This window comes from Frankia sp. AgB32, from assembly GCF_023243045.1.
Classification (GTDB): domain Bacteria; phylum Actinomycetota; class Actinomycetes; order Frankiales; family Frankiaceae; genus Frankia.
In genome coordinates this window covers 14,389-39,673 of record NZ_JALKFX010000036.1, presented here as the reverse complement: position 1 = coordinate 39,673, position 25,285 = coordinate 14,389, and the positions used below count along the sequence as shown (strand labels likewise).

The 25,285-nt window shown below is 71.6% G+C and carries 26 protein-coding genes; 18 read left to right on the top strand and 8 right to left on the bottom strand.

Annotated elements, in window-relative coordinates; genetic code table 11:
- Window positions 1–31: 31 nt before the first annotated feature.
- A complete protein-coding gene (locus MXD60_RS13425) occupies window positions 32–229 on the bottom strand; it encodes a hypothetical protein (RefSeq protein WP_248819379.1) in 198 nt (65 codons plus the stop codon).
- A gap of 254 nt (window positions 230–483) precedes the next feature.
- On the opposite strand from MXD60_RS13425, the gene MXD60_RS13420 reads away from it, so the two are divergent.
- Together MXD60_RS13420 and MXD60_RS13415 are read left to right on the top strand one after the other, a co-directional pair.
- The gene (locus MXD60_RS13420; RefSeq protein ID WP_248819378.1) at window positions 484–1,716 is read left to right on the top strand and encodes an alkane 1-monooxygenase; all 1,233 of its coding nucleotides are present in this window, start codon (window positions 484–486) and stop codon (window positions 1,714–1,716) included.
- Between the two features lie 113 nt (window positions 1,717–1,829).
- Entirely contained in the window at window positions 1,830–2,129 is a 300-nt protein-coding gene (locus tag MXD60_RS13415) for a hypothetical protein (RefSeq protein WP_248819377.1), read from the top strand.
- A gap of 121 nt (window positions 2,130–2,250) precedes the next feature.
- Here the strand turns inward: MXD60_RS13415 and MXD60_RS13410 are convergent, their stop codons facing one another.
- Together MXD60_RS13410 and MXD60_RS13405 are read right to left on the bottom strand one after the other, a co-directional pair.
- Window positions 2,251–2,829: a hypothetical protein gene (locus tag MXD60_RS13410; protein WP_248819376.1), complete on the bottom strand. Its 579-nt coding sequence runs from the start codon at window positions 2,827–2,829 to the stop codon at window positions 2,251–2,253.
- A 213-nt stretch (window positions 2,830–3,042) separates the two neighbouring features.
- On the bottom strand, window positions 3,043–3,759 hold the full coding sequence (locus MXD60_RS13405) for a lysophospholipid acyltransferase family protein (RefSeq protein WP_248819375.1): 717 nt from the start codon (window positions 3,757–3,759) through the stop codon (window positions 3,043–3,045).
- A 324-nt stretch (window positions 3,760–4,083) separates the two neighbouring features.
- Between MXD60_RS13405 and MXD60_RS13400 the strand changes: the two genes are divergently transcribed.
- From MXD60_RS13400 to MXD60_RS13390, 3 genes are all read left to right on the top strand, one after another.
- On the top strand, window positions 4,084–4,776 hold the full coding sequence (locus tag MXD60_RS13400; protein WP_248819396.1) for a M50 family metallopeptidase: 693 nt from the start codon (window positions 4,084–4,086) through the stop codon (window positions 4,774–4,776).
- 77 nt (window positions 4,777–4,853) lie between these two features.
- Window positions 4,854–5,771 (top strand): SOS response-associated peptidase, encoded by a 918-nt coding sequence (locus MXD60_RS13395; RefSeq protein WP_248819374.1) that lies wholly within the window; start codon window positions 4,854–4,856, stop codon window positions 5,769–5,771.
- Window positions 5,772–5,995: 224 nt separating this feature from the next.
- Window positions 5,996–6,784 (top strand): tyrosine-protein phosphatase, encoded by a 789-nt coding sequence (locus tag MXD60_RS13390; protein WP_248819373.1) that lies wholly within the window; start codon window positions 5,996–5,998, stop codon window positions 6,782–6,784.
- A gap of 72 nt (window positions 6,785–6,856) precedes the next feature.
- Here the strand turns inward: MXD60_RS13390 and MXD60_RS13385 are convergent, their stop codons facing one another.
- The 3 genes from MXD60_RS13385 to MXD60_RS13375 all read right to left on the bottom strand — a co-directional run bounded on the left by MXD60_RS13385 (window position 6,857) and on the right by MXD60_RS13375 (window position 8,462).
- Window positions 6,857–7,432, bottom strand: coding sequence for an HdeD family acid-resistance protein (locus MXD60_RS13385; RefSeq protein ID WP_248819372.1), 576 nt, complete (start codon window positions 7,430–7,432; stop codon window positions 6,857–6,859).
- Window positions 7,433–7,578: 146 nt separating this feature from the next.
- The gene (locus MXD60_RS13380) at window positions 7,579–7,773 is read right to left on the bottom strand and encodes a ferredoxin (RefSeq protein WP_248819371.1); all 195 of its coding nucleotides are present in this window, start codon (window positions 7,771–7,773) and stop codon (window positions 7,579–7,581) included.
- 125 nt (window positions 7,774–7,898) lie between these two features.
- On the bottom strand, window positions 7,899–8,462 hold the full coding sequence (locus MXD60_RS13375) for a YceI family protein (protein ID WP_248819370.1): 564 nt from the start codon (window positions 8,460–8,462) through the stop codon (window positions 7,899–7,901).
- Between the two features lie 366 nt (window positions 8,463–8,828).
- Here MXD60_RS13375 and MXD60_RS29390 point away from each other — a divergent pair, with 366 nt between their 5' ends.
- Genes MXD60_RS29390 through MXD60_RS13355 form a run of 4 tightly spaced genes read left to right on the top strand, consistent with a single transcriptional unit; the run spans window position 8,829 to window position 14,099 of the window.
- A complete protein-coding gene (locus MXD60_RS29390) occupies window positions 8,829–10,094 on the top strand; it encodes a ComEA family DNA-binding protein (protein WP_248819369.1) in 1,266 nt (421 codons plus the stop codon).
- Between the two features lie 19 nt (window positions 10,095–10,113).
- Complete coding sequence (locus MXD60_RS13365; protein ID WP_248819368.1) at window positions 10,114–12,669, top strand: ComEC/Rec2 family competence protein; 2,556 nt, start codon at window positions 10,114–10,116, stop codon at window positions 12,667–12,669.
- Window positions 12,670–12,681: 12 nt separating this feature from the next.
- Window positions 12,682–13,680 (top strand): DNA polymerase III subunit delta, encoded by a 999-nt coding sequence (holA, locus tag MXD60_RS13360; RefSeq protein WP_248819367.1) that lies wholly within the window; start codon window positions 12,682–12,684, stop codon window positions 13,678–13,680.
- On the top strand, window positions 13,677–14,099 hold the full coding sequence (locus MXD60_RS13355; protein WP_248819366.1) for a hypothetical protein: 423 nt from the start codon (window positions 13,677–13,679) through the stop codon (window positions 14,097–14,099). The genes holA and MXD60_RS13355 overlap by 4 nt, the downstream gene beginning before the upstream one ends.
- A gap of 162 nt (window positions 14,100–14,261) precedes the next feature.
- On the opposite strand, the gene rpsT is transcribed toward MXD60_RS13355, so the two are convergent.
- A complete protein-coding gene (rpsT, locus tag MXD60_RS13350; RefSeq protein WP_248819365.1) occupies window positions 14,262–14,531 on the bottom strand; it encodes a 30S ribosomal protein S20 in 270 nt (89 codons plus the stop codon).
- 359 nt (window positions 14,532–14,890) lie between these two features.
- Between rpsT and lepA the strand changes: the two genes are divergently transcribed.
- A complete protein-coding gene (lepA, locus tag MXD60_RS13345; protein ID WP_518467894.1) occupies window positions 14,891–16,738 on the top strand; it encodes a translation elongation factor 4 in 1,848 nt (615 codons plus the stop codon).
- 81 nt (window positions 16,739–16,819) lie between these two features.
- On the opposite strand, the gene MXD60_RS13340 is transcribed toward lepA, so the two are convergent.
- Window positions 16,820–16,981, bottom strand: a complete 162-nt coding sequence (locus MXD60_RS13340) for a hypothetical protein (protein WP_248819364.1) — start codon at window positions 16,979–16,981, stop codon at window positions 16,820–16,822.
- 223 nt (window positions 16,982–17,204) lie between these two features.
- Between MXD60_RS13340 and hemW the strand changes: the two genes are divergently transcribed.
- From hemW to MXD60_RS13300, 8 genes are all read left to right on the top strand, one after another.
- Complete coding sequence (gene hemW / locus MXD60_RS13335) at window positions 17,205–18,440, top strand: radical SAM family heme chaperone HemW (protein ID WP_248819363.1); 1,236 nt, start codon at window positions 17,205–17,207, stop codon at window positions 18,438–18,440.
- Window positions 18,441–18,666: 226 nt separating this feature from the next.
- A complete protein-coding gene (hrcA, locus tag MXD60_RS13330) occupies window positions 18,667–19,686 on the top strand; it encodes a heat-inducible transcriptional repressor HrcA (protein WP_248819362.1) in 1,020 nt (339 codons plus the stop codon).
- Window positions 19,686–20,825: a molecular chaperone DnaJ gene (gene dnaJ / locus MXD60_RS13325; RefSeq protein ID WP_248819361.1), complete on the top strand. Its 1,140-nt coding sequence runs from the start codon at window positions 19,686–19,688 to the stop codon at window positions 20,823–20,825. Before hrcA ends, dnaJ begins: the two co-directional genes overlap by 1 nt.
- Before the next feature lie 45 nt (window positions 20,826–20,870).
- Window positions 20,871–21,629, top strand: coding sequence for a 16S rRNA (uracil(1498)-N(3))-methyltransferase (locus MXD60_RS13320; protein WP_248819360.1), 759 nt, complete (start codon window positions 20,871–20,873; stop codon window positions 21,627–21,629).
- Window positions 21,630–21,818: 189 nt separating this feature from the next.
- Window positions 21,819–22,862, top strand: coding sequence for a PhoH family protein (locus MXD60_RS13315; RefSeq protein WP_248819359.1), 1,044 nt, complete (start codon window positions 21,819–21,821; stop codon window positions 22,860–22,862).
- A 28-nt stretch (window positions 22,863–22,890) separates the two neighbouring features.
- Window positions 22,891–23,445, top strand: a complete 555-nt coding sequence (gene ybeY / locus MXD60_RS13310; RefSeq protein WP_248819358.1) for an rRNA maturation RNase YbeY — start codon at window positions 22,891–22,893, stop codon at window positions 23,443–23,445.
- Between the two features lie 19 nt (window positions 23,446–23,464).
- Window positions 23,465–24,883 carry a hemolysin family protein gene (locus MXD60_RS13305; RefSeq protein WP_248819357.1) on the top strand — a complete coding sequence of 473 codons (1,419 nt, stop codon included), beginning with the start codon at window positions 23,465–23,467 and terminating at the stop codon, window positions 24,881–24,883.
- On the top strand, window positions 24,880–25,284 hold the full coding sequence (locus tag MXD60_RS13300) for a cytidine deaminase-like protein (RefSeq protein ID WP_248819356.1): 405 nt from the start codon (window positions 24,880–24,882) through the stop codon (window positions 25,282–25,284). The genes MXD60_RS13305 and MXD60_RS13300 overlap by 4 nt, the downstream gene beginning before the upstream one ends.
- Window position 25,285: the final 1 nt, after the last annotated feature.

Genomic DNA, 25,285 nt, shown 5'->3' with positions numbered 1-25,285 from the left:
AGGGGACGAGTGCGGTGGTTCGGGCCTAGTACTACGGGCCGGGGCGCGTTCGGCGCAGTGCGCGACGCAGCCGGCGAGCCCGCCGCAGCACTCGGGGCAGCAGGATGTTCGTGGCGAACACGGCGCCGGCGAGCACATAGTTTCCGCTTCCCAGCCGTTCCTGACCGGGTAGTGGCACGAGCGTGTAGGTGATCAGAATGACGGCCGGCAACAGGAGGGTGGCGACCATGACGCCCCCGACCCAGGGCGGTGAGTCCGTCATCGAGCGGGATCTGCGCGGATTCGGCGGCCGGGACGGCGCACCCGCCGTTATCACTGTCGGTTACTTCCTTTGGGTGTCATGTGTCGGAGATCCTGTTGTCGTCTCCGCCGCCGGACTGGCAGATTCACCAGTCGGTTCTGCCGAACTGTCCCATCGCCCGTTTTCGCGGCCGGACTGGCGCGACCGGTGCAGGCCGGTCGCCCGGTGGATCGGAGGTCCCGGTGGCCGCTCCCGTGTACTCGGCGCCTGGCTGTCCCGCCTGGCGCGACGGCAAACGCTACATGTGGCTCACGGCTGTCATCGTCCCGCTGCTGGCGATCGTCGGCTACGGCCTGTGGCACCGAACGGGCCTGGGGGTGCACTGGTGGATAACCCCGCTGTTCGTCTTCATGCTGGTTCCGATACTGGATCTGACCTCTCCGCCGGACTCGGTCAATCCGCCGGAGGACATCCTCCCGGCGCTCGAGGACGATCGGTTCTACCGCCGCTGCACCTACCTCTATCTGCCGCTGGCGGGCGTCGGTCTGGTGCTCGGGGCGTCGGCCTGGGACAGCGGGCACCTGTCCGTGCTCGCCCGGATCGGTGCGGTGATCTCCGTCGGCACGGTCACCGGAGTCGGCATCACCACGGCACATGAGCTGGGCCACCGCCGCGGGCGCCTGGAACGCTGGCTGGCGCGGCTCATGCTCGCCGCCACCGCCTACGGTCACTTCTACGTCGAGCACAACCGCGGCCATCACGTGCGGGTCGCCACGCCACCGGACCCGGCGAGTGCCCGGCTGGGGGAGAGCTTCTGGCGGTTCTGGCCACGGACGGTCGTCGGCGGCGCGCGCTCGGCCTGGACGCTGGAGAGCCGCCGGCTGCGGCTGCGTGGCGCACGGGTCTGGTCGCCGCGTAACGAGGTGCTGCTCGGCTGGCTTCTGAGCGCCGTCCTCTTCGGCACCCTGGCCGCGGTCTTCGGGCCCTCGGTACTCGGCTTCCTCGTCGCCCAGGCGCTGTTCGGGATCACCTTGCTCGAAGGGGTGAACTACATCGAGCACTACGGACTCGCCCGCGCCCGGACCGACGCCGGCCGGTACGAGGCCGTCACCCCCAGCCACAGCTGGAACAGCGACGCCGTGATCAGCAACCTGGCGTTGTACCAGCTCCAGCGACACAGCGATCACCATGCCAACCCCACTCGTCGATACCAGGCACTTCGCTCGTTCGAGGAATCCCCGCAACTGCCCGCGGGGTACGCCACGCTGCTGCCTGTCGCGTTCCTGCCGCCGGTGTGGTTCCGCCTGATGGACGACCGGGTGGCGGCTCACTACGGCGGTGATCTCGACCGGGCCAACGTCCACCCACCTCGGCGGAGGGCTCTCGCTGCCCGCTATCCGGGCCGTCCAGCGCCCGTCCGTGACCCCACGGCGGTGTCTCCCACCCCCACCAGCTCGCCGAACAGCTCCCGGTAACGCACGAACGCGGAACGCAGACGTTCGGTGTCCGGTCGGCGTCCGTCGCCGCCAGGTGTCGACGTCGCCATGGCCAGGCGGTGGGCCTCGCGGTAGCTGGCGACCAGCCCAGGATGGTCGGCGCCGAGCAGCTCTGCGCACTCGGCGAAGTCGCCCGTCGGATATCCACGGCTTCGCAGGACGTCGGCGACCAGATCATCCGCCTTCGACGTCGCGCCGGCAGGATCGTCCACGAAATGGCTCTGGAGCTTCGCCCAGCGGTCCGTGAAGGCTTTGCGCTCGCTTGTACTCAGCGCAGTGATGGTAAGGGCCTCGCGTCGTTCGACGATATCGGTGAGATACCGATCCGCGGCCCGCCGGCCGCCGTGTTCGGCAACCGCTCGGTCGTATTCTGGTCCGAATCGTCGACGTAGCGTGGCACGGCCGCCACGGCGGTCAAGCAGGCTGGCGGCGCAGACTAGGGTTATGGCGCAGATCACGAGAAGGACCCACCCAACGGTGCGCACGGAATACCTCCGCCTGACATTCTTCCGGTCATGATCCGGGCGCACGATACCCGGATCCGCCGGTGATGACCGTGCTGTGCCGGCACCTGCGGGCCAGCGCGGGCCCGCGGGTGCCGGCCCGTCGGGCGGATGACGGCGATGCGGACGGGTCCCACGCGGCCACGGTCGTGGCGAGTTCGTCGCGCAACACCGCCCGTCCGGTCTCTGGCAGCGGTGCAGGTGGTCGAGGAGCGCGGCCTCGGCAAGGGCGCCGCAGACGTGGCCGAGCCGCGCGAGGCCCGGGCTCGGCGGCGGCGGGAATCTCGGCAATCCGGCGGACCTGGATCCCCGCCTCACGCTCGGCCGCCCGGCGCCCGCGGTCGAGGCCCACGAACATGGCCACGGGGTTCACCCCACGGGACTCGTGTTCCCACGGACTGATGGTTATCTCGGCGTACCTCACCCGTTGGGCAGCCAGCCGGCGTGCGGTCAGCAATGCCGCGGTGGCGAAACGTCTTTCATCAGCAGATTGCGGTGAACCGCCCCCGCGGTCGTTTCCGGTGCGCTGCGGTTCCGGGAAAATCAGCCGACTGTGCAGATCCACTTTGGGTAGCGCGTCGACGAACATCTCGTCCGTATTGAAAGGGGGCGCCCCGACCACAGTCTTTTCACGTCCCATCGCTGCACACCATCGCTGCCTGCCCGGTTCCATCCGGCTCGTACGTCGCGAGCCCTGAATATCAGGCTCCAACATTCCCGGAGAAACGCGCGGCAGGTCAAGGACTCTGACGAGAGCCTGTCAGGATTCGCGGAGTGCTTGGTGCTGTGGCGACCGTTGTGCTCACGCCGTGGTGGGCGGCGGCGGAGCGGATCCGCCGAGGTGGGCGGGCAGCCACCAGTCCGGCTCCCCGGGCGCCGGGTATGGATAGCGCCGCTGGGCGGTGTCAAGCAACTCGGCCATTGTCTTGTGCAGCGTGTCGGTCCCGGCCCGGCGGTCGGCGAGCTCCTCCGGGGGCACGGGGTTGCCCACCGTGATGGTGACGGGCGTACCGATCGCCTCCCGCAGGTGGAACGGGTGACCCTTGGTCAGGGTGCGCTGACTTCCCCAGAGGACGACGGGGATGACGGGGACGTTCGTGTGCGCGGCCAGCCGAGCCGCACCGGACTTGAACGGGGCGAGGCAGTAGCTCGGGCTGATCGTCGCCTCCGGGAAGACACCGACGAGCTCGCCGGCGCGCAGTGCCGCGAGCGCCTCGCGCAGCGAGCCGGCGCCGGCCTCCCGGTCCACCGGGATGTGGTGCATGCCGCGCATCAGCGGGCCGGCGATCCGATGCTCGAAAACCGCCTTCTTCGCCATGAACCGCACCGGCCGGCGCCCGGCCTGCCAGAACGGCAGACCGGCGAGGGCGAAGTCGAGGTAGGAGACATGGTTGATCAGAACCACGGCGCCACCGGACGCGGGCACGTGCTCGAGGCCCTGCATGTCGATCCGCAGCCGCAACGCTCCGAACAGGCCCTTCGCCACGGTGACGACCGGCCGGTAGACGTACTCCGCCACGGCAGGCCACCCCTCAGCTTGTCCTCGCCGGATCGGCTTCCCGGTCGGCTCCCGTCCGGTGCCGACACTACCGCCGGGCAACCCGCCGGTGGGGCGTGGTGCGTCGCGCACCTGACCGCCTCGTCCCGGGGCGCCGTCGGATGTCCACAGCTTCAGGGCCGATGATGTCCGAACGGACATCGATGTCGGAGCCGGATATCGATGCCGGAGCAGGATGATGTCGGGATCGGCGAAGCCGGCGACGGGCGTCAGGTCCGGTCAGCCCGTGGGCAGCGGTCGGTCGGTGGGCACGGGCCGGCCGACCTGGCGGAGGGAGCGGATCGGATGGACATCCTGCGGCGCAGTCTCGAGGCGCAGGCGGATCCGCCGCGCTGGGTGCTCGTGGTGGCCGCCGTCCTCGCTGCGGTGACCGTGCTCAGCGACCGGGTGTGGCCGGTCGCCCGGCACGTGATCACGATCGCGCACGAGGGTGGACACGCCCTGGCCGCCGTCGTGAGCGGTCGACGGCTGGCCGGTGTCCGCCTGCACTCGGACACCTCCGGTGTCACAATCTCCTCCGGCCGGCCGACCGGCCCGGGCGTGATCGCCACGGTCGCCGCCGGCTACCCGACCCCGTCCCTGATCGGTCTCGGCGCGGCGGGCCTGCTGGCCACCGGCCGCACCAGCCTGGTGCTCCAGCTCTGCGTCGCACTCCTGCTGACGATGCTCATCGTGATCCGCAATGGCTTCGGGGTGGTCTCGCTGCTGGTCAGTACCGCGGCGATTCTCGGAATCTCGTGGTTCGCGCCACCCACCGCACGTGCCGGCTTCGCGGCCTACATCGCCTGCTTTCTGCTGCTGGGTGCGCTACGACCAGTCGTCGAGGTGCAGCGGCAGCGTCGACGGCGGCGGGCCCGGGACTCGGATCCCGACCAGCTCGCCCGGCTCACCGGGCTGACCGGGGTCTTCTGGGTCGGGCTGTTCGGGTTGATCGGCCTGGCCTGCACGGCTGGCGGGGCCGTCGCGCTGTTCGGCTGACGCACCGGACGGCCGAGGTACAGGTCCGGCGGCGCCGGAGCACCGGAACTGTCGGACCTGGCTGCGACACTGGCGTCATGTGCGGGCGCTACACGCAGAAGCTGAAGTCCGATGATCTCGTCGCGGCGATGTCCGCTCGGGACGAGACTGACGGCGGGGTTGCGGAGAACCACAATGTCTTTCCCACCTCGACGATGCCGATCGTCGTGCCGGGCGGGGGTGGCTCGGCAGCCACGACGGCCGATGCGCCGGGTGGTGCCGGGTCGGCTGGTGGGCGGGCTCTGCGCCTGGCCACCTGGGGGCTCGTGCCGTCCTGGGCCAAGGACCGCTCGATCGGCGCCAAGATGATCAATGCGCGGGCGGAGACGGTGGCGACCAAGCCCGCGTTCCGCTCCGCCTACGCGTCCCGGCGTTGCCTGGTGCCCGCCAGCGGCTTCTACGAGTGGTTCCGTCCCGCCGGCGGTGGCCGCCGCGGGCAGCCGTTCTACGTGCACCCGGCGGGACATCCGGCGTCCGGCGGGATCTTCGCCTTCGCCGGGCTCTACGAGGTCTGGCGGAAGGGGGACGAGCCGTTGGTGACCTTCACCATTCTCACCACCGGGCCGGCGGAGGGGCTGGCCTTCCTGCATGACCGCTCCCCGGTGATCCTGCCGACCACCGCCTGGGACCGCTGGCTCGACCCGGCCGGTGACCCGGCCGCGCTGGAATCGCTGCTGCGCCCGGCCCCGGCCGGAGTGGCCACGGCGCATCCGGTCGTGGCCGAGGTGGGCAATGTGCGAAACAGGGGATCGCACCTGTCCGATCCGGTCGACCTCGATCCCGCTGTGGCGGAGGCGATCGCGGCGGCCGGCGGGCCATCGGCCGTGGCCCTTGACGGCCTCGCCGCCGGTCCGCGCAGCGCTGGCGCGGCGCCGGAGCCGGTGGACCTGGCGGGCTTCGAACGTGGCGCGGACGGCGCGCGGGCGCGTCTGGATCCGGCGGTCCGCGCACGGTGAGAACGTGATGCCTATCGAGTGATAGGCACAGGATCATGCACGGTTCGGCAAGTATGGTGCCTACCGGCGGCCGAGGGGTGAGCGGTCCGACCGGGCGCGCGGGCCCGTGGGCTGAACCGGCATGGTGCCGACGCAGCGCCCTGGTCCGGGAGCGGAACGTGGTCGTCCTGGCGGTTGAACGGTAGGCGCTGTCGAGCATTCCGGCCTGGCCGGAGGAGGAACCCATGACGTCCGTAACCGATCCAGATGTCCCGGGCGGCGCGGACGCCGTGCCGCTGGAGGCGCCGGCTCCGCCGGACATCTCCGGGCTGGTCAACCTGCGTGACGTCGGTGGCCTGCCGACCGACGATGGTCGGCGCACCCGTGCCGGGGTGCTCTACCGCAGTGAGATGCCCAAGGTCGAGGATCGTCCGCCGTCCGAGCTGACCTGGCCGCCTCGCACGGTGATCGATCTGCGGTCCGCGATCGAGCGGGGACCTGACGCGCATCCGCTTGCGGCCCTCGGTGCCACCGTCGTGGTCATTCCGCTGTTCGATGACCAGCCCACCGCCGGCCACTCGGCCGCCAGGAAGAATGCCATCGAGCGCGGCCTGGGCGCGCTCTATCAGGTGATGGTGAAGTACGCGGCGCCGCAGATCGCGCAGATCGTCAACCTCGTCGCCGAGGCGCCCGGCCCGGTGCTCATCCACTGCGCCGCGGGCAAGGACCGCACCGGCGTCACCGTCGCCGTGCTGCTGCGCCTGGCAGGCGTGATCGAGCGGGACATCCTCGACGACTACGCCGCCACCGGGCCGAACATGCCAGGCGTCCTGCGAAGGCTGCGGGGCCACGCGATCCTGCCCGGCACCGGCTCCGTGGAGGCGGGCGGGGAGCTGACCAGGATCTCGCCGGAGGCCGCCGAGGCGGTGCTTGCCGCGACCGACGGGCACCCGGGCGGGGTCGCCGGCTGGCTCCTGGAGCACGGGGCCAGCGACGAGTCGATCCGCCGCTGGCGGGACCGCATCCTCGACTGATTCCCGGTGCGGGTGGGTGTCGCGCTCGGCCGAGGCCGGCGGCGCGGCACCGGCCCGGGCCGCCCGGCGAGGTCAGGCTGGATGCTGCGGATGCGGCCGCAGCGCCAGCGCCAGCGCGATTTCCGCCACGCCGGCGACGATCAGCTGAATACCGAAGAGAACCGCCAGCACGACGATCGTCACTCCGGGCCACACGAGCGCGAGTATCCCCACCACCACGCTGAGCGCGCCAAGCACGTAGCCCCAGACCGCTCCTCCAGAGCCGCCCTGCGACGACCGTGATGATGATGGTCGCATCATCGCCGCCCGCACCAGGCCGCTGACGATCAGAACGGCGCCGACGACCACAGCCACGACGTGCAGAGTGACTCCCGGCCACACCAGGACGATCACTCCACCGAGGACCAGCAGCATCCCGAAGAACGCGGCGGTCGCCGTGTTCTTCGACCGCGCGGCCGCGATCGTCTCGCTGATCCCCGACAGGATCAGCGCGATCCCCGCGAGCACAGCCAGTGCCCCGGCGGTCGCGAACGGATTGGTGATGAGCAGCAGCCCCAGGATGGTGACGGCCGTGCCGAGAGCCAGAAGCGCGGGCCACAACGCGCTGGGCGCGGCATGTTGCCGCTGCTGTCGGTAGATCGTTGCCATCGTGGCACCTCCCCTGCGTGGACCCCCGCGAGTTGCGCGGGTCCACGGGGAGAGGAATACCCGGCAGGTGGCGCCGTATCCGCTGCGGACGTTCCACGTCGGATCCGGCGCCAGCCGGTGTACTGCGCGCGCCGATCTAGCAGCGGTCAGCTTTCACTGATGCTGATCGCCTCGGTCGGACAGCACTCGACCGCCTCCTGAAGGTCATCTGTCCGCGACTCGTCAGGTTCCTCCTGCAGGACATAGAGGTAACCGTCATCGCGGATCTCGAAGATGTCAGGGACTAGCCGGACACATGTTCCACTGCTCGCGCAACGGTCGAAGTCGACGTTCACGCGCATCGGCGGACCTCCCGGTAATGCTTCCAGAATGTCGTAGTCGTGTGGACCCTACCGCCGTGGTCCGTGCGGGAACAGCGACGTCCCCCAGCAGACCACAGCGAGGTCGCCGATGGCCATTGACAGGGTCAGGATGCCTTGATCGCGGAGATGTCCAGCTCGACCTTCACCTTGTCGCTGATCAGTACACCGCCGGTCTCCAGCACGGCGTTGAAGGTGAGGCCGAAGTCCTTGCGGTTCAGCGCCGTCGTACCGGTGAAGCCGGCGCGGACGTTGCCGAACGGGTCCTTGGAGCTGCCCTCGAACGTGATGTCGATGTCGATCGGCTGGGTGACGCCGCGGATCGTCAGATCGCCGGTCAGCACGTACTCGTCGTCGCCCTTGCCGGCGGTGGCGCCGGTGCTGACGAAGGTGATCGTGGGGTACGCCGCGACGTCGAGGAGGTCCGCGGACTTCACGTGACCGTCCCGATCCGGGACTCCGCTGGAGAAGGAGTCCGTCTGGATGGTGACGGTCGCGGTGGACGCGGTCGGCTCCGTGCCGTCGAGGTTGAGCGAGCCCTCGACAGCGGAGAACTGCCCGCGCACGGTGGTGACCATCGCGTGGCGCGCGGCGAATCCGATCCGCGAGTGCGCCGGGTCGATCGTCCAGGTACCGGTCAGGCTGGTCAGGTCCGTCGTGGGAGCCGTCATCGGGTCCTCCAAGATGTGTTGGGCGGGTCGGCCCCCTGCCGCGTTCCCCCCGGCGAGGCGCGCCCGCAGTTGGTTGCATGCGCAACTTCTGTCATCCAACGCGGTGCTCCGACGGGTATTCCGTCGCCCTCGACTGTCTGGCGTGACCGTACCGGGCCGACCGGGTTCGGTCGGGCCTCGACTCCTGTCCTGTGGATATCTCCGCTGCGTCCACAGGGCGAGCGCGGGCCCTGCCACTGAGGCGACGTCCCTTCTACGGTCCACCCCATGGTCACAACCACCCCTGGACCCGGGTGCCCCGATCCGCTGCGGCGTCCACCCGATCCGCTCCCACCCCTTCCCGCCGCTGCCGCACCTCCGATCGTCGTGTTCTCCGCGCCGCGCCGGTCGAGGGACGCGAGCCCGATCACCCAGCTCCGCTCCGGCCCGCCGGCGGACATCGCCGCCTCCCGCGGCCAGGACGGCGTACCCGCGGCCCCGACGGACACGCGACCGCGCGTGCAGGAGGGCTTCTTCGCGGCCGATGACGATCCGCGGGCGGACGACAGGACGTTTCTCCAGCCCGCGGGGGACGACGCCAGCGATGCCGAGCAGCAGGCCGCCAGCAGTGCCCACGACGTGCTCCATGCCCGTGTCCCGCGCACCGACGCCGCGCGCACCGCTCTCGGCGCCATCCCCACCAACGCCGACATTGATGCCCTTCGCCACACGGAGCACCGTCTCGACCTCGCATCCCGATCGACGGAGCGCGCCGCGCCGCGGGCGGTCGCGGGTGCGGCCGGACGCGCAGGCGGCTCCCTCTCCCCGGTCGTCGGGCGCCGGGGCGCGGACGTCGACCGATTGACCGTGGGCCGTTGGCGCCTGGTCCGGCAACGGCTGGCCGATTGGCTGCCGGCCGGTCTGCGGGGAGCGGTGGTGACGCCCGCCGCGAGCGCCACACTGGTCCTCGCGATGGTGGCGCTCGTCGCCGCCGTCACGGCGACGTGGCTTGCCTGGCAACACCGTCCGGTTGCCGTGAGCGCGCCGGCCACCGCGTCCGCGGTCGCCGCCACGCCGGTCGCGGTCTCGGGCGAGCCGGCCGCGCGTGGCGGCGCTGCCACCCCGTTTCGCGGTGATCCGGCCGAGGCCACGGCTGCGGCCAGGTCAACCGGTGTCGGCGAGGTGGTGGTCGACGTCGCCGGGCGGGTGAGCCATCCCGGCGTGGTGCGGCTGGCGGCCGGCTCGCGGGTGATCGACGCAATCGACCGTGTCGGGGGGGCCCTGCCTGGCACGGACACCACCGGGATCCCCCTCGCCCGGGTGCTGGTCGACGGCGAGCAGATTCTCGTCGACGGCCAGCCCGGGCCGCCCGCGCCCGCGGCCGGGCCGCCTGCCGGGGGAGGTACGGCCGGGTCCGCGTTGGGCGGCACTGGTGGCGCGGGCCCGGGCGGCACCACGGGCGATCCTGTCGACCTCAACAACGCCAGTGTCGAGCAGCTCGACGGCCTGCCCGGCGTCGGCCCGGTGCTGGCACAGCGGATCGTCGAGTGGCGTGCGGCCCACGGGCCGTTCCGGTCTCCCGACCAGCTCGGCGAGGTCACGGGAGTGGGCGACAGGCGTCTCGCGGATCTTCTGCCGCTGGTCCGGGTCTGATCCCGTGGTCGCCGTCGGCATGGAAATCGGTCTGGCGCTGCCCGAACGTCCCGAACCGGCCGCGGCTGTGGTCGATGCCCGGCTTGTCGTCCCGGCGCTGGCCGCGTGGGCCGGAGCCGCGGTCTCGGTGAGCTGGACCATGCCGGGCGCCGCGATGGTGCTGGCGGGCGGCGTGACCATCGCCGTGCCGGCGCTGCTGGTGGTCTGGTCCCGGGTCGTCGTCCGGACTCGAGGTCGAGCGGTTCGGAGCGCTCCCAGCGACGCCGAAGGCGGCCCAGGCGGGCTGGCTGAGGCGGACGGCGACCGTCTGCCCGCCGTGATCGCTGTTCTGGCGACCTCGGCCGCGTTTCTCGCCGCCGGTCTTCTCTCGGGCGGCCTGGCGACGCGTCCCGGCCACCATGGCCTGCTCGCCGACCTGGCCCGCGGGGGAGCGGCAGGCACCATGTCGGTGGTCCTCACCGACGATCCGCGGCCGGTGGTGGGTGACTCGTCCGGCCCGCGGGCCGAACCGTCCTTCGTCGTCGCGGCGCGGCTGGAATCCGCCACCGTGCGCGGCGTCACCGTGCGGACCCGCGTGCCGGTGGTGCTGCTCGGCCGCGGCGCGGGGTGGAACGGTCTGCTGCCCAGCCAGCACCTGGCGGTGTCAGGCCGGCTCGCCACGCCCCGGTCCGATCCCACCGTCGCCGCGGTCGTGCTGGTAAGCGGCGCGCCGGCGCCGGTCGGGCGGCCGAGCGCCGTGCAGCGGATCGCCGGACGGCTCCGGACGGGGCTGCGTGCCGCGGCGGGCGGTCTCCCGCAGCCCCGCCGGGGCCTTCTTCCGGCCCTCGTCGTCGGCGATCTCTCGAACCTGGACGCGGACCTGCGGACGGACTTCCGCCGGGCCGGAATGACACATCTGACCGCAGTCTCCGGCGGCAACGTGGCCATCGTCACGGCGGCGGCGGTCCTGGTGGCGGCGTGGGCCCGGCGCGGGTTGCGGTTGCGCGGTGCGGTGGGCGCGGGCGCGTTGCTCGCCTTCGTCGTCCTGGCCCGACCGTCTCCGAGCGTGCTGCGGGCCGGGGTGATGGGTCTGGTCGGGCTCGCGGCGGTCACCGCTGGGCGGCCGCGGGCAGTGCTGCCGGCGCTGGCCGCCAGCGTGACCCTGCTCGTGCTGGCCATGCCGACGCTGGCCCTGTCGGTGGGGTTCGCGCTGTCCGTGCAGGCGACCGCAGGAATGATCATTCTGGCGCCGGGCTGGCACACAGCGCTCGCCCGGCGGCTGCCCGAGCGGGTCGCCGAGGTACTCGCGGTCGCCGCGGCCGCGCAGATCGCCTGCACGCCGTTGATCGCGTGGATCGGCGGTGGGGTGAGCCTGGTTGCCATCCCGGCGAACATCCTCGCCGCGCCGGCGGTCCCGGCCGCGACGGTGCTGGGCGTGCTGGCGCTGGCCGCCGCCGTGCCCGCGCCGCCGCTGGCCCACGTGCTGGCCCAGGTCGCCGGTCTGCCCTGCTGGTGGCTGGTCGCGGTGGCGCACCGGGGCGCGTCGTTACCGGCAGCGAACCTGCACTGGCCGGGCGGGACGGTCGGCGCGGTCACGGCCGCGGCGGTCGCGGTGGCGGTGGTGGCCATGGTGCGTCGGCGGTGGGGACGACGGGTTGCCGCCGCGGCGCTCGCCGGACTGCTGATGGCCCGCTGCGTCGTCGTCGACCGGATCATCGGATGGCCGCCACCCGACTGGCGGGTGGTTGCCTGTGATGTCGGCCAGGGGGACGCGCTGGTGCTGCGGACGGGACCGGGCAGCGGCGTTCTGGTCGACGCCGGGCCGGACCCGCATCTGCTCCAGCGCTGCCTGCACGAGCTCGGAGTGCGGCGACTACCGGTGATCATCCTGAGTCATCTGCACGCGGATCACGTGGACGGCCTGCCCGGCGTGCTTGGCCGGATGCCGGTAGGGGAGGTGCTGATCGGCCCGCTACGCGAGCCGATCGGGCAGTGGCGGCTGGTGCGTCGATGGACCGAGCAGGCGGGTGTGCCGCTGCGGGCAGCGGAGGTGGGATCAGGTGGCCGGGTTGGCGAATCCTGCTGGTCGGTGCTCGCCCCCCGCACGACGCTGCACGGCACCGACAGCGACCCCAACAACGACAGCCTGGTGCTCGCCGCGCGGGTGGGCGGCGTGCGGATCCTGCTCACCGGTGACGTCGAGGCTGTCGCCCAGCGATTGCTGCTGGAGCTGCCCGGTGTGTCGGCCGAGCTGCGCGCCGACGTGCTCAAGGTGCCTCATCACGGCTCGGCCAACCAGGAGCCCAGGTTCCTCGCCGCGACCGGCGCCCGCTATGCCCTCATCAGCGTCGGAGCCGGGAACGACTACGGCCACCCGGCCGCGTCGACCCTTCGCGCGCTCGCGCGGGCCGGCGCGGCCGTGGCCCGGACTGACCGCGACGGCGCGCTCGCCGTCGTCGGGCCGGGTGGTGCGAACGCCGCCGGTCCGGCGATCGGCGGGTGCTCACCGCCGGGTGCGGATCCCGGCTCGGGTCCTTCGGCGCCGGGACGGGCCACCGTCACGGTGGTGCGCCAACGGGCGGCGGACGGATCGTGACATGCTGCTCGGGTGGCTGCCTCCACGCCTGCCCCCCTCGTTCTCGTCACCGGCGACGAGGACCTCCTCGTCGGGCGCGCCGTTCGAGAAGTAATCGAGACCGCCCGGCGACACGATCCCGAGGTGGAGATCGTCGACCGGGCGGCGGGCGAACTCACCGACGCGGATCTGGTCGATCTGGGCTCGACCGCCATGTTCGGGGGCGGCCGTGTCGTGATCGTGCGGGGTGTGCAGGATCTCGGGGAGGAACTGCGGGACGCGCTGCTGTCCTACCTCGGCCGGCCGCTGGACGACGTCGTACTCGTCCTCGTGCACAGCGGCGGTGTGAAGAACCGCAAACTCGCGGACGCGATGAAGGACGCGGGGGCCCGTGTCGTTCCCGCCGCGAAGATCACCAAGGCGCGTGACCGGCACGACTTCGTCGTGGCCGAGGTCCGCCGGCTCGGCGGTCGCATCAGCGATGGCGCGGTGCGGGTTCTGCTCGACGCGGTGGGCGGGGACCTCCGGGAGCTCGCCGCGGTCTGCGACCAGCTGGTGGCGGACACCGACGGGGGCATGCTCGACGAGGCGGCCGTGGGCCGATTTCATCGTGGGCGTGCCGAGGCCAGCGGGTTCGCGGTCGCCGACGCGATCATCGGCGGTGACCTGCCGCAGGCGTTGACCCTGTTGCGCCAGGCGCTGGAGGGCGGCACGGCGGCGGTGCTGGTGTCCAGCGCGGTCGCCGGCGGGCTTCGTGATCTCGCCAAGGTCGGTTCGGCGGGGCCGGGCAGCAAATGGGATCTGGCCCGTGCGCTCGGCATGCCGGACTGGAAGGTCGAGAAGGCCCAACGCGCGGTCCGGGCCTGGTCGGACCCGGGCCTCGGCCTGGCGCTGCGGGCGGCGGCCACGGCCGATGCCGGCGTCAAGGGCGCGTCGGTGGACGCCGGCTATGCGCTGGAGAAGCTCCTGCGTGAGGTGGCCACCGCCCGGTCACTTCCGCGGGATCGTGAGCATCGCGGGGGGCGGCGATGAGCCAGCCGCCGTCGACATCGGACCCGAACTCGGGCCGGGACCCGGCCCCGGCGGCGGGTGGCGGAGATGCGGGTGGCCCAGCGGCCGGTGACCCAGCGGCTGGTGGTGCGGCGGCTGGTGGTGCGGCGGCCGGTGGTGCGGCGAGCGGCGGCGCGGCGGCGGAGGTGCTGCCGCCCGGCGGTTGGTTCCGGTTGCGGGTACTGCCGGCCGGGTGGATGCGGGCGTCACTGACGACCGTGACCGCGCTGCTGACCGTCATCGTGGCCCTCGGCGATCTGGCGAGCGCCTGGGTGGTGCTGGTCCTGCCCGCGGCGGTGGCCGTGGGAGTTGCCTACCACGAGGCGTTGGAACGCCTGATCAAGCCGAAAAGCGGCCCTGGGAACGAGACCTCCCGCACGAACGCGGGGATCCCACGGTGAGGTGAGGCGCGGCGGCGTCGAGGCCCGCGGGCACCGGCTGGCCCGGCGGGATCCGCACTCGAAACCCGAGACCGTCCAGGTGCGGGAAAGCGCCCCCACTGCCCCATCTGACGGCACGCAGAAAAGCCGGAGCCCCATCAGGCCCCGGCTAAGCCGCGGGAGTCAGCTGGCGGTCAGCTTCGCGTGCGCGACAGCCAGGGCCGACTTGCGGTTCGCGGCCTGGTTGGAGTGGATCACGCCCTTGCTGACTGCCTTGTCCAGCTTGCGGGAAGCGATCTGCAGCGTCTCGCTGGCGCGCGCGACGTCGCCCGCTTCGACCGCCTCGCGGAACCGGCGGACATGCGTCTTGAGCTCGGACTTGACCGCCTTGTTGCGCAGCCGCCGCTTCTCGTTGGTGAGGTTGCGCTTGATCTGCGACTTGATGTTGGCCACGCGAAGGAACCTCTGGGTTGTCGAGTCGGAATGGTGCGGACACATCATGTCACGGGGCCGCGGGCCGCGGGCAGCGGCCTGGGGTACCGGGCCTGGCGAGGCTGCCACCTTCGTCTGGTCCGACGCCACGCGGGCCGTGGGACCGACCGGAGGCGCGACGGGACGACAATGTGGCCCACCCGGGGCGGCACACCCGGGCGGCACCCAGATTATCAAACCCGGCGTCGACCAGTGCCAGGAGCCGACCCGTGCCGGCTCCTGGCACGATGAAGGCGAGCACGATGAAGGTGAAGGCCGCACCCTGATCTCGGCACGGGACCGCTCCCGTGACCACCGCGAGCGAAACGAGAACTCTCCGCGTGTCCGCAGCCCCGCACCTGGCGCCCGGCGCCGACCCCACGATGATCCGTAATTTCTGCATCATCGCGCACATCGACCACGGCAAGTCGACCCTGGCCGACCGGATGCTCGGCGTGACCGGCGTCGTCGAGGCGCGCAACATGCGCGCGCAGTACCTCGACAAGATGGACATCGAGCGCGAGCGCGGGATTACCATCAAGGCCCAGAGTGTCCGGCTGCCCTGGCGGGCCGACGACGGCGGGGACTACATCCTGCATCTCATCGACACGCCTGGGCACGTCGACTTCAGCTACGAGGTGAGCCGGTCGCTCGCCGCGTGCGAGGGGGCGGTGCTGCTGGTCGACGCCGCGCAGGGCATCGAGGCGCAGACCCTCGCCAATCTCTACCTCGCCATCGAGAACGACCTGACGATCGTCCCCGTCCTGAACAAGATCGATCTTCCGGCGGCCCAGCCGGAGAAGTACGCCGAGGAAATCGCCTCGATCATCGGCTGCGAGCCGGACGACGTGCTGCGGGTGTCGGGCAAGACCGGCCAGGGCGTGCCGGAGCTGCTCAACGAGATCGTCCGGCAGGTGCCGGGGCCCGTCGGCGACCCGGACGGCCCGGCCCGTGCCATGATCTTCGACAGCGTCTACGACATCTACCGCGGCGTCATCACCTACGTCCGCGTCATCGACGGCACGCTGACCACCCGCGACCGTTGTCTGATGATGTCGACCGGCGCGAGCCACGAGACACTCGAGGTCGGCGTGATCTCCCCCGATCCGCATCCGACGGGCTCGCTGTCGGTCGGCGAGGTCGGGTATGTGATCCCGGGGGTGAAGGACGTCCGGCAGGCGCGTGTCGGCGACACGATCACGACCAGCCGCCGGCCGGCGGTGCAGCCGCTGGGCGGCTACCGGGACCCGCTGCCGATGGTCTACTCGGGCCTCTATCCAATAGATGGCAGTGAGTATCCGGCGTTGCGGGAGGCGCTCGACAAGCTCCAGCTCAACGACGCCGCCCTCACCTACGAGCCGGAGACGTCGGCCGCTCTCGGCTTCGGGTTCCGGTGTGGCTTCCTCGGCCTGCTCCACCTGGAGATCGTCCGGGAGCGGCTGGAGCGGGAGTTCAACCTCACGCTGATCTCCACCGCGCCGAACGTCGTGTACCGGGTGGTGATGGAGGACGGTTCGGAGGTCACCGTCACCAACCCCAGCGACTGGCCGGGCGGCAAGATCGCCGAGGTCCACGAGCCGATGGTGGAGGCGATGCTGCTGCTGCCCACCGAGTTCGTCGGCGCGGTCATGGAGCTGTGCCAGGGGCGGCGCGGGGTACTGGGCGGGATGGACTACCTGTCGAGCGACCGGGTCGAGCTGAAGTACGCCCTGCCCCTCGGGGAGATCATCTTTGACTTCTTCGACTCGCTGAAGTCCAGGACCCGCGGTTACGCCAGCCTCGACTACGAACCCGCGGGCGAACAGCTCGCCGATCTGGTCAAGGTGGACATCCTGCTACAGGGCGAGACGGTCGACGCCTTCTCCGCGATCGTCCACCGGGAGAAGGCGTACTCCTACGGCGTGTCGATGACCACGAAGCTGCGCGAGCTGATTCCGCGCCAGCAGTTCGAGGTGCCGATCCAGGCGGCGATCGGTGCCCGGATCATCGCCCGGGAGAACATCCGCGCCATCCGCAAGGACGTGCTCGCCAAGTGCTACGGCGGAGACATCACCCGCAAGCGCAAGCTCCTGGAGAAGCAGAAGGAGGGCAAGAAGCGGATGAAGACCATTGGGCGGGTCGAAGTCCCGCAGGAGGCGTTCATCGCGGCACTGTCCACGGACACCGGGAAGGCCGCCCCGAGCAAGTAGGGCACCTTCGGGTCACCCGAACGCGAACTGCCCCGGACGACCTGGCCGGGGGAGCTCGGGCCCGGCCAGGTGCGGGGGCCGTCAGCTCGCTGGCAGCGCCACGGGCAGCGGGATCGGCTCGGTGACCGGTTCGACGAGTGGACAGCCCTCGGCGGACGTGGCGGCGCTGGAACGATACACAGTGGTCCGGGGCGGGAGCAGTTCGGAGATCGTCTCCAGAAGGGCCCTGACGTCATCGTCCATGAACGGATCTTTTCGTACCGGGGTCGACCGTTCCACGATGACTTGCCCATAATCCTCCGCTCTGCCACAACGAGGGCAAAACATCACGGTCAACCGGGTCACCCCAAGGGTGCGCGTTCGGGGTTATCCGCACGTGGTCCTGACGTGGCCAGATCCGGCTCGCTCGTGCGCTTGACAAACATTGCGTTGCCGTAAACCCATCGGTTGGGGGCACACTGGGGGCATGCCACAAATGCCTCCCGACGGGGCACCTCCGCCCGACGACGGAGCGCTGCCCGCGGCCTCGCTGGCCGAGCTGGCGGCTCGACCGTTCGGGGCGTACGTGCACGTCCCGTACTGTGCGGCGCGCTGCGGCTACTGTGATTTCAACACCTACACGGCGGCCGATCTCGGTGGCGCCCTGATCTCCTCGGTGGGCCTGACGACCTTCGTCGACATCGCCGTCCAGGAGATCCGGCTCGCGCGCCGGGTGCTCGCGGACGGCACCCCGCCCCTGTCCACCGTCTTCGTGGGCGGCGGCACGCCGACCCTGTTGCCGGCGAACGATCTCGCCCGGCTCCTGCGCACGCTCGCGGCCGAGTTCGGGCTGGCGGCCGATGCCGAGGTGACCACTGAGGCGAACCCGGAATCGGTCGACCCCGCCCAGCTCGAGCAGCTCCGGGCCGCCGGGTTCACCCGGATCTCCTTCGGCATGCAGAGCGACCGGCCGCATGTGCTGGCGGCGCTGGATCGGCGGCATACCCCAGGTCGGGTGTCGGAGGTGATGCGCTGGGCGCGCAAGGCCGGGTTCGACCAGGTCAGCCTCGACCTCATCTACGGTGCGCCCGGGGAGTCGGAGGCCGACTGGGAGGCCAGCCTGCGGGCTGCCGTGGCGCTCGGGCCGGATCATGTCAGCGCGTACGCGCTCACCGTCGAGGAGGGGACCAAGCTGTCCCGCCGGGTGCGTCGCGGCGAGCTGCTCGAGCCTGACGACGACCTGCTGGCCGACCGCTACCTGCTGGCGGACGAGCTGCTTGGCGCCGCCGGCCTGACGAACTACGAGATCAGCAACTGGGCGCGGGGGCCCGCCGCGCGCTGCCGGCACAACCTCGGCTACTGGCGCGGTGGCAACTGGTGGGGCTTCGGTCCGGGCGCGCACAGTCACGTCGGCGGCGTGCGGTGGTGGAACGTGCGCCATCCCGCCGAGTACGCTGCCCGGCTGGGCGCGGGTCGCAGCCCGGCCCTGGCCCGGGAGGAACTCGACGAGGACACCCGCAGAGTCGAGCGGGTGATGCTGCGGGTCCGGCTCGCCGACGGGCTGGATGTCGACGAGCTCGACGACGCCGGCCGGGCCGCCTCGGGCGACCTGGTCGACTCCGGGCTGGTGGAGGCCGGCGGGCTCGAGCACGGTCGGATTCGCCTGACCAGGCGGGGCCGGCTGCTTACCGACACGGTGGTGCGCGCGCTGCTGCCCACCTGAGCGGCGCGCCCTGCGCCACGGTAGGAACGCGCGGGGGCGGGCGGGCGTTCTGTGGATGGAGGCGGCCGCGCCCTGGCGGTCACCTGTGGGTCGGTTGATGTCGTGTGCCTCGAGCGGAAGCGGCGGCTACACTTGGCACTCGCCGTGGCCGAGTGCCAGACCGGTGGCCGCCGGGACACGCACCGTGGTCCGGCCATGTCCCGCCCGCCGAAGGGGGTGCGACCACGTGTTGGAGGATCGGCGCCTCGAGGTTCTTCGAGCGATCGTGGAGGACTTCGTCCTGAGCAACGAGCCGGTGGGGTCCAAGGCACTGGCGGAACGTCACAGTCTGGGTGTCTCGCCTGCCACGGTGCGTAACGATATGTCCGCGCTGGAGGAAGAGGGCTACATCACGCAGCCCCACACCAGTGCGGGCCGGATCCCGACCGACAAGGGCTACCGCCTGTTCGTGGACCGTCTGTCCGGGGTCAAGCCGCTGTCGCGAGCCGAGCGGCGGGCCATCCAGAGCTTCCTGGAGGGCGCGGTCGACCTCGACGATGTGGTCCGTCGTTCGGTCCGACTGCTCGCCCAGCTGACCCGCCAGGTCGCCGTGGTGCAGTATCCCTCGCTGACGAGCAGCAGTGTGCGGCACATCGAGGTCGTGACGCTCGGGCCGCGCCGACTCCTCATGGTGATCATTACGGACACCGGTCGGGTCGAGCAGCGGATCATCGACAGCCTCACGCCGGTCGATGACGAGATCGCGGGCGAGCTTCGCTCCACGCTGAACCGCGACCTCGTCGGGCAGCGGCTGGCGGAGGCCTCGGACGTGGTGATCGCGCTGTCCGACCGGACGCGCCCCGAGCTGCGACCGTGCGTGGCGACGATGACCGGAGCGGTGCTGGAGGCTCTGGTCGAGCGCCAGGAGGAACGCGTCGCGATGGCCGGCACGGCCAACCTGACCCGCGCCACGGTCGACTTCGCGGACTCGCTGCGCTCGATCCTGGAGGCGCTCGAGGAACAGGTCGTGCTGATGAAGCTCATCGGGACGGCCCGGGAGACCGGTACTGTAACGGTACGCATCGGTCGAGAGACAGACGTCGATGCTCTGCGGTCGACCGCGGTGGTGGCCACCGGCTACGGCCGCGGGCCCTTCGCGCTGGGCGGCATGGGTGTCGTGGGGCCGATGCGGATGGACTATCCGTGGACGATGGCGGCCGTCCGGGCCGTCGCCAAATATGTGGGTGAACTCTTGGGTGCCGACTGATGGCCGTGGACTACTACGCTGTTCTCGGCGTGCGTCGAGAGGCGTCGAACGACGAGATCAAGCGGGCCTACCGCAAGCTTGCCCGGGAACTGCATCCGGACGTCAACCCCGACCCCGAGGCGCAGCAACGCTTCCGGGGAGTGACAGCGGCCTACGAGGTGCTGTCCGACCCGGAGAAGCGCCAGATCGTCGACCTCGGCGGTGACCCGCTCGCCCCCGGCGGTGGGGGCGGGGGCGGCTCGCCGTTCGGCGCCGGCTTCGGTGGCCTCGGCGACATCATGGACGCCTTCTTCGGTGGCGGGGCGAACCGCGGCCCCCGCTCGCGGGTCCGCCGCGGCAACGACGCGCTGCTGCGCATCGAGCTCGAACTGGCCGAGACCGCCTTCGGCGCTACCCGCGAGATCACCGTCGACACCGCCGCGGTGTGCTCGACCTGCAGCGGTGCCGGGGCGGCCCCCGGCACCCATCCGTCGACCTGCGGCACCTGCGCCGGTCGCGGTGAGGTCCAGCAGGTCACCCGGTCATTTCTCGGTCAGATGGTCACCTCCCGCCCGTGCCCGCGCTGCACGGGTACCGGCACCGTGATCGAGCACCCCTGTCGGGACTGCGGGGGCGACGGGCGGGTCCGCAAGCGCCGGACCCTGACCGTGAAGATCCCTTCCGGCGTCGAGGACGGCATGCGTATCCGGCTGTCCGGTGAGGGCGAGGTCGGGCCCGGGGGCGGGCCGCCCGGTGACCTGTATGTCGAGGTCTCCGAGAAGCAGCATCCGGTTTTCACCCGGGAGGGCGACGACCTGCACTGCGAGCTGCCGCTGCCGATGACCTCGGCCGCCCTGGGAACCTCCGCCACCCTGGAGACCCTGGACGGCACCGAGTCGATCGCGGTGAAGGCGGGGACGCAGCCCGGCGAGGTCATCCGGCTGGCCGGTCGCGGAGTGCCGCACCTGCGGGCTGCCGGCCGTGGGCACCTGCACATTCACATCAACGTCGAGACGCCGACGAAGCTGGACGCCGAGCAGGAGCGCCTGCTGCGGGAACTCGCCAAGCTGCGGGAGGAGGAGGCGCCCGCGATCGTGGGCGGCTCCTCGATCGGCGGGAGCGGGTTGTTCCGCCGCCGGGGCTCCCGGCGCGGCCGTTAGCCGGCGCCCGGCCCGCTGCGGAGAGGGAAGTCGCTGACCAGCGCGTTGTTCTGGCTGTCGCCGCTGCCGGCCGAGGACCTGTTCACCCTGGCCGGGCCGGAGGGTCGGCACGCCGCCACCGTGCGCCGGCTTCGTCCCGGCGAGCCGGTGGACGTGACCGACGGTCAGGGCCGGGTCCTGGAGTGCGAGGTCGTCGCCGTGCGGCGAGACGAGATCGACTGTGCGGTCCGGCAGCGGGCCGACGCGGTCGCGCCGCGGCCGCGGGTGGTCATCGTGCAGGCGTTGGCCAAGGGTGACCGCGGCGAGCGCGCCGTGGAGATGCTGACCGAGGTCGGCGTCGACGAGATCGTCCCGTGGTCGGCCGGGCGGTCGGTGGTCCGCTGGGAGGGCGAGCGGGGCGTCCGTGCCCGAGAGCGCTGGGCCCGCACCGCGACGGAGGCGGCCAAGCAGTCCCACCGCCTGCACTGGCCGGTGGTGGGGGAGCTCGTCGGCCCGGGAGAGCTGGCCCGGCGGGTGTCGGCGGCGACGCTGGCCGTCGCGCTGCACGAGCAGGCCGAGCTGCCGCTGGTGGGCCTGGTCCGCAGCCAGCTGCCCGGCGTCGCCGCGCGCGACGGCGCCGCGGCGGAGATTCTGCTGGTCGTCGGGCCGGAGGGCGGCCTCGCCGACGCGGAGGTCGCGGCGTTGCGCCACGCCGGCGCGGTGGTGGCCCGGCTCGGCCCCACCGTGCTGCGCACCTCCACCGCCGGGGTGGTCGCCGCGTCGGTCGTGCTGGCCGAGCTAGGTCGTTGGGACGGCCCGGCGTGATGATGGATAGACTGGGTGGGTAGCGCCCGTGGCTGGCGTTCGGTAGGCGGCTCCTGACCAGGCTGGCTCTGATGACCAGGCTGCTCTGACCAGGAATGTGCTGATCCAGATGCCCGTCCGCCGCGCGTCGCACCACCCACCACGGTCATCGATCCCGAGAGGTGCCGCGGCCGTAGCTGGTCGCTTTCTATGCCCGAATCCGTCACGCCATCCGTCGCGTCGGCCGCTCCCGCCACGACGCGCATCGTTGTACCCGGTCCGCACAACATGGTGAGCCTGCTGGGCCACCAGGACGAGTTGCTACGCACGATCGAGCGAGCCTTCTCCGCCGACATCCACGTGCGCGGCAACGAGATCACGATCACGGGTTCGCCGGCGGAGATCGAGCTGGCGTCGAAGCTGTTCGCGGAGCTCGTCGCGCTGCTCGACGCGGGTACGGAACTCAGCCCGCAGCATGTGGACCACTCGTTGGCGATGCTGCGCAGCGGCGCCGAGGAGCGCCCGGCGGAGGTCCTCACCCTCAACATCCTGTCGAACCGGGGCCGGACCATCCGGCCGAAGACGCTCAACCAGAAGCGTTACGTCGACGCGATCGACCAGCACACGATCGTGTTCGGGATCGGCCCCGCGGGCACCGGCAAGACGTATCTGGCGATGGCCAAGGCCGTGCAGGCGCTGCAGGCGAAGAAGGTCAACCGGATCATTCTCACCCGCCCGGCGGTGGAGGCGGGGGAGCGGCTCGGTTTCCTGCCCGGAACCCTGTACGAGAAGATCGACCCGTACCTGCGCCCGCTCTACGACGCGCTGCACGACATGATCGACCCCGACTCGATCCCGCGGCTGATGCAGAGCGGCACGATCGAGGTCGCCCCGCTGGCCTACATGCGCGGCCGCACCCTGAACGACGCGTTCATCATCCTGGACGAGGCGCAGAACACCTCGGCCGAGCAGATGAAGATGTTCCTCACCCGCCTCGGCTTCGGCGCCAAGATCGTCGTGACCGGTGACATCACCCAGGTCGACCTGCCCAGCGGGACCCGCAGTGGCCTGCGGGTCGTCCGGGAGATCCTCGACGGTGTGGATGACGTGCACTTCGCGACCCTGACCAGCTCCGACGTCGTCCGCCACCGGCTGGTCGGCGAGATCGTCGACGCGTACGCCCGCTGGGACGCCGATGAGGCGGCCAGCGCCGCGGCGGCGCCGGCCCGGCCCGCCCGCCGGGACCGACGGTGACCGTCCCCGCGGTGGGAGAGGACCGCTGATGGCCGTGTTCGTTGCCAACGAGTCAAGCGCCGCCGACGTCGACGAGGTGCGCCTGACGGCGCTTGCCCGCTTCGTCCTGGACGCGATGAAGGTCAGCCCGCTCGCCGAGCTGTCGGTGATGCTGATCGAGGAAAAGGCCATGGCCGACCTGCACGTGCGGTACATGGGCGAGGAGGGCCCGACCGACGTCCTGTCGTTCGCGCAGGACGAGGCGTTCGACGCGTCCTGGTCGGAGTCGGGTGACGACGACCCGACGACGCTGCTCGGCGATGTCGTGCTCTGCCCGGATGTCGCGCGTCGGCAGGCCGAGCAGGCGGGCCACTCCTTCGAGCGCGAGCTGCACCTGCTGTGCACGCACGGCATCCTGCACCTGCTCGGGTACGACCATGCCGAGCCGGACGAGGAGCGCGAGATGTGGAAGATCCAGAGCAAGCTGCTGGCCTCCTGGGAGGCCGCGGCGAGGACCGCCGGTGGGAAGCGTCCCGCCGGCGGCGCGAGTGGTACCGGCGGTGCGGACGGCGCGAGCGAGCCCGGTCCGACCGCCGCGCACTGACAGCCCGCCGAGGGCGTCGATGAGCTCCGGCGATCTTCTGCTCGTCTTTCTCGCCGTGGTCGGTTCGCTCGCGGCGGCGGGTTTCGGCTGCGTGGACGCGGCCCTGACCCGGGTGTCGCGGGTGTCGGTGGAGTCCTTCGCCCGGCAGGGGCGGGGCGGGGCGGCCAACCTGGCCACGGTCGTGGCCGATCCCGGCCGGTTCCTGGCGATGCTGCTGCTGTTGCGGATCATCGGCGAGATGCTCGCCGCGGCCTGTCTGACGGTCCTGTTCGTGCACGCCTACGGGGCCGGTTTCGCCGCCGTCGGGCTCGGCGCACTGGTCGCCACTCTGGTCGCGTACATCCTGGTCGGGGTGATGTTCCGGACCCTCGGCCGCCAGCACGCGCCCGCCGTGGCCCTGGCCACCGCCGGGCTCACCGTCCGCCTGGCCCGGATCCTCGGACCGCTGCCCCGCCTGCTCATCGCGCTGGGTAATGCCGTGACGCCCGGCCCGGGTTATCGCGACGGGCCGTTCGCCTCCGAGGCCGAGCTGCGGGACCTCGTCGACCTCGCCGAGGAGAACGAGGTGATCGAGCGCGGCGAGCGCGACATGATCGCGTCCGTCTTCGAGCTCGGGGACACCCTCGTGCGCGAGGTGATGGTGCCGCGCCCGGACATGGTGTTCATCGAGTCGACGAAGACCGTCCGCCAGACCGTCGCGCTCGCGCTGCGCAGCGGCTTCTCCCGCATGCCGGTGATCGGCGAGAGCGTCGACGACGTGGTGGGCATCGCGTTCCTCAAGGACATGGTCCGCCAGGAGCGGGAGGGCGACGAGGACGCGCCCGTCGCGGACATCATGCGATCGCCGGCGCTGGTGCCCGAGAGCAAGCCCGCGGACGACCTGCTGCGGGAGATGCAGGCCTCGCGGACCCACATGGCGATCGTCATCGACGAGTACGGTGGGACCGCCGGGCTCGTCACCATCGAGGACATCCTCGAGGAGATCGTCGGCGAGATCACCGACGAGTACGACAGCGAGGTGGCGCCGGTGGAGTGGCTCGACGCCGACACCGCCCGGGTAACCGCCCGCCTCGACGTCGACGATCTCGGCAAGCTCTTCGACCTCGACGTTGACGAACTGCCTGGCGCCGACGACTCGGTGACGGTCGGCGGTCTGCTGGCCAGCGCGCTGGGTCGGGTTCCGATCCCCGGAGCGACGGTGACGGTCGGCGGTCTGCGCCTGACCGCGGAGCGCGCCGCGGGCCGCCGCAACCAGATCGGCACGGTCGTCGCGGCGCGGATCGCCGGCCGACCGACCAGCGCCACCGGGGACCGGTCCCCGGACGGTGCCGCCGACAGCGATCCCGCTGGCGGCGCGGCACCGACCGGTGGCTCCACCCCGGCCGGCAGCTCCACGCAGCCCGGCAGCTCCACGCAGCACGGAAAGGTGACCTCGTGACCGCTGATCCGCCCCAGCCGGGCGCCCCGGCGCCCGGGCCTGTCCTCGACCTGACGGCCGAGGACGCGAAGCTGCTCGTCCTGGCCCGTTCGGCGCGGCTGCGCGCCTACGTGCCCGACGGGAGCCTCGCGCAGGGTGCGGCCCTGCGGGACACCGACGGGCGGACCTACGCGGCCGCCACCGTCGGGACAGCCCGTCCGGAGCTCGCGATCTCGGCGTTGCGCGCGGCGGTCGCCGCCGCCGTGTCCAGCGGCGCGCGCCGCTTCGAGGCCGCCGCGGTGGTCACGGAAGGCGACGCGTTCGCCGGCGACGATCTCGCGACGCTGGCCGAGTTCGGCAGTGGCATCCCGGTGTACCTCGGCGGCCCCGACGGCACCGCCCGCGCCCGGACGACCAGCTAAC

What these genes read in the sequence shown, in the direction of transcription:
- MXD60_RS13425 (WP_248819379.1), bottom strand. Translation starts at nt 229, where the DNA reads ATGGTCGCCACCCTCCTGTTGCCGGCCGTCATTCTGATCACCTACACG.
- MXD60_RS13415 (WP_248819377.1), top strand. Translation starts at nt 1,830, where the DNA reads ATGGTCGGCGCCGAGCAGCTCTGCGCACTCGGCGAAGTCGCCCGTCGG.
- MXD60_RS13410 (WP_248819376.1), bottom strand. Translation starts at nt 2,829, where the DNA reads ATGTTCGTCGACGCGCTACCCAAAGTGGATCTGCACAGTCGGCTGATT.
- MXD60_RS13400 (WP_248819396.1), top strand. Translation starts at nt 4,084, where the DNA reads ATGGACATCCTGCGGCGCAGTCTCGAGGCGCAGGCGGATCCGCCGCGC.
- MXD60_RS13395 (WP_248819374.1), top strand. Translation starts at nt 4,854, where the DNA reads ATGTGCGGGCGCTACACGCAGAAGCTGAAGTCCGATGATCTCGTCGCG.
- MXD60_RS13390 (WP_248819373.1), top strand. Translation starts at nt 5,996, where the DNA reads ATGACGTCCGTAACCGATCCAGATGTCCCGGGCGGCGCGGACGCCGTG.
- MXD60_RS13385 (WP_248819372.1), bottom strand. Translation starts at nt 7,432, where the DNA reads ATGGCAACGATCTACCGACAGCAGCGGCAACATGCCGCGCCCAGCGCG.
- MXD60_RS13380 (WP_248819371.1), bottom strand. Translation starts at nt 7,773, where the DNA reads ATGCGCGTGAACGTCGACTTCGACCGTTGCGCGAGCAGTGGAACATGT.
- MXD60_RS13375 (WP_248819370.1), bottom strand. Translation starts at nt 8,462, where the DNA reads ATGACGGCTCCCACGACGGACCTGACCAGCCTGACCGGTACCTGGACG.
- MXD60_RS13365 (WP_248819368.1), top strand. Translation starts at nt 10,114, where the DNA reads ATGGAAATCGGTCTGGCGCTGCCCGAACGTCCCGAACCGGCCGCGGCT.
- MXD60_RS13355 (WP_248819366.1), top strand. Translation starts at nt 13,677, where the DNA reads ATGAGCCAGCCGCCGTCGACATCGGACCCGAACTCGGGCCGGGACCCG.
- MXD60_RS13340 (WP_248819364.1), bottom strand. Translation starts at nt 16,981, where the DNA reads ATGGACGATGACGTCAGGGCCCTTCTGGAGACGATCTCCGAACTGCTC.
- hemW (WP_248819363.1), top strand. Translation starts at nt 17,205, where the DNA reads ATGCCACAAATGCCTCCCGACGGGGCACCTCCGCCCGACGACGGAGCG.
- dnaJ (WP_248819361.1), top strand. Translation starts at nt 19,686, where the DNA reads ATGGCCGTGGACTACTACGCTGTTCTCGGCGTGCGTCGAGAGGCGTCG.
- MXD60_RS13315 (WP_248819359.1), top strand. Translation starts at nt 21,819, where the DNA reads ATGCCCGAATCCGTCACGCCATCCGTCGCGTCGGCCGCTCCCGCCACG.
- ybeY (WP_248819358.1), top strand. Translation starts at nt 22,891, where the DNA reads ATGGCCGTGTTCGTTGCCAACGAGTCAAGCGCCGCCGACGTCGACGAG.
- MXD60_RS13305 (WP_248819357.1), top strand. Translation starts at nt 23,465, where the DNA reads ATGAGCTCCGGCGATCTTCTGCTCGTCTTTCTCGCCGTGGTCGGTTCG.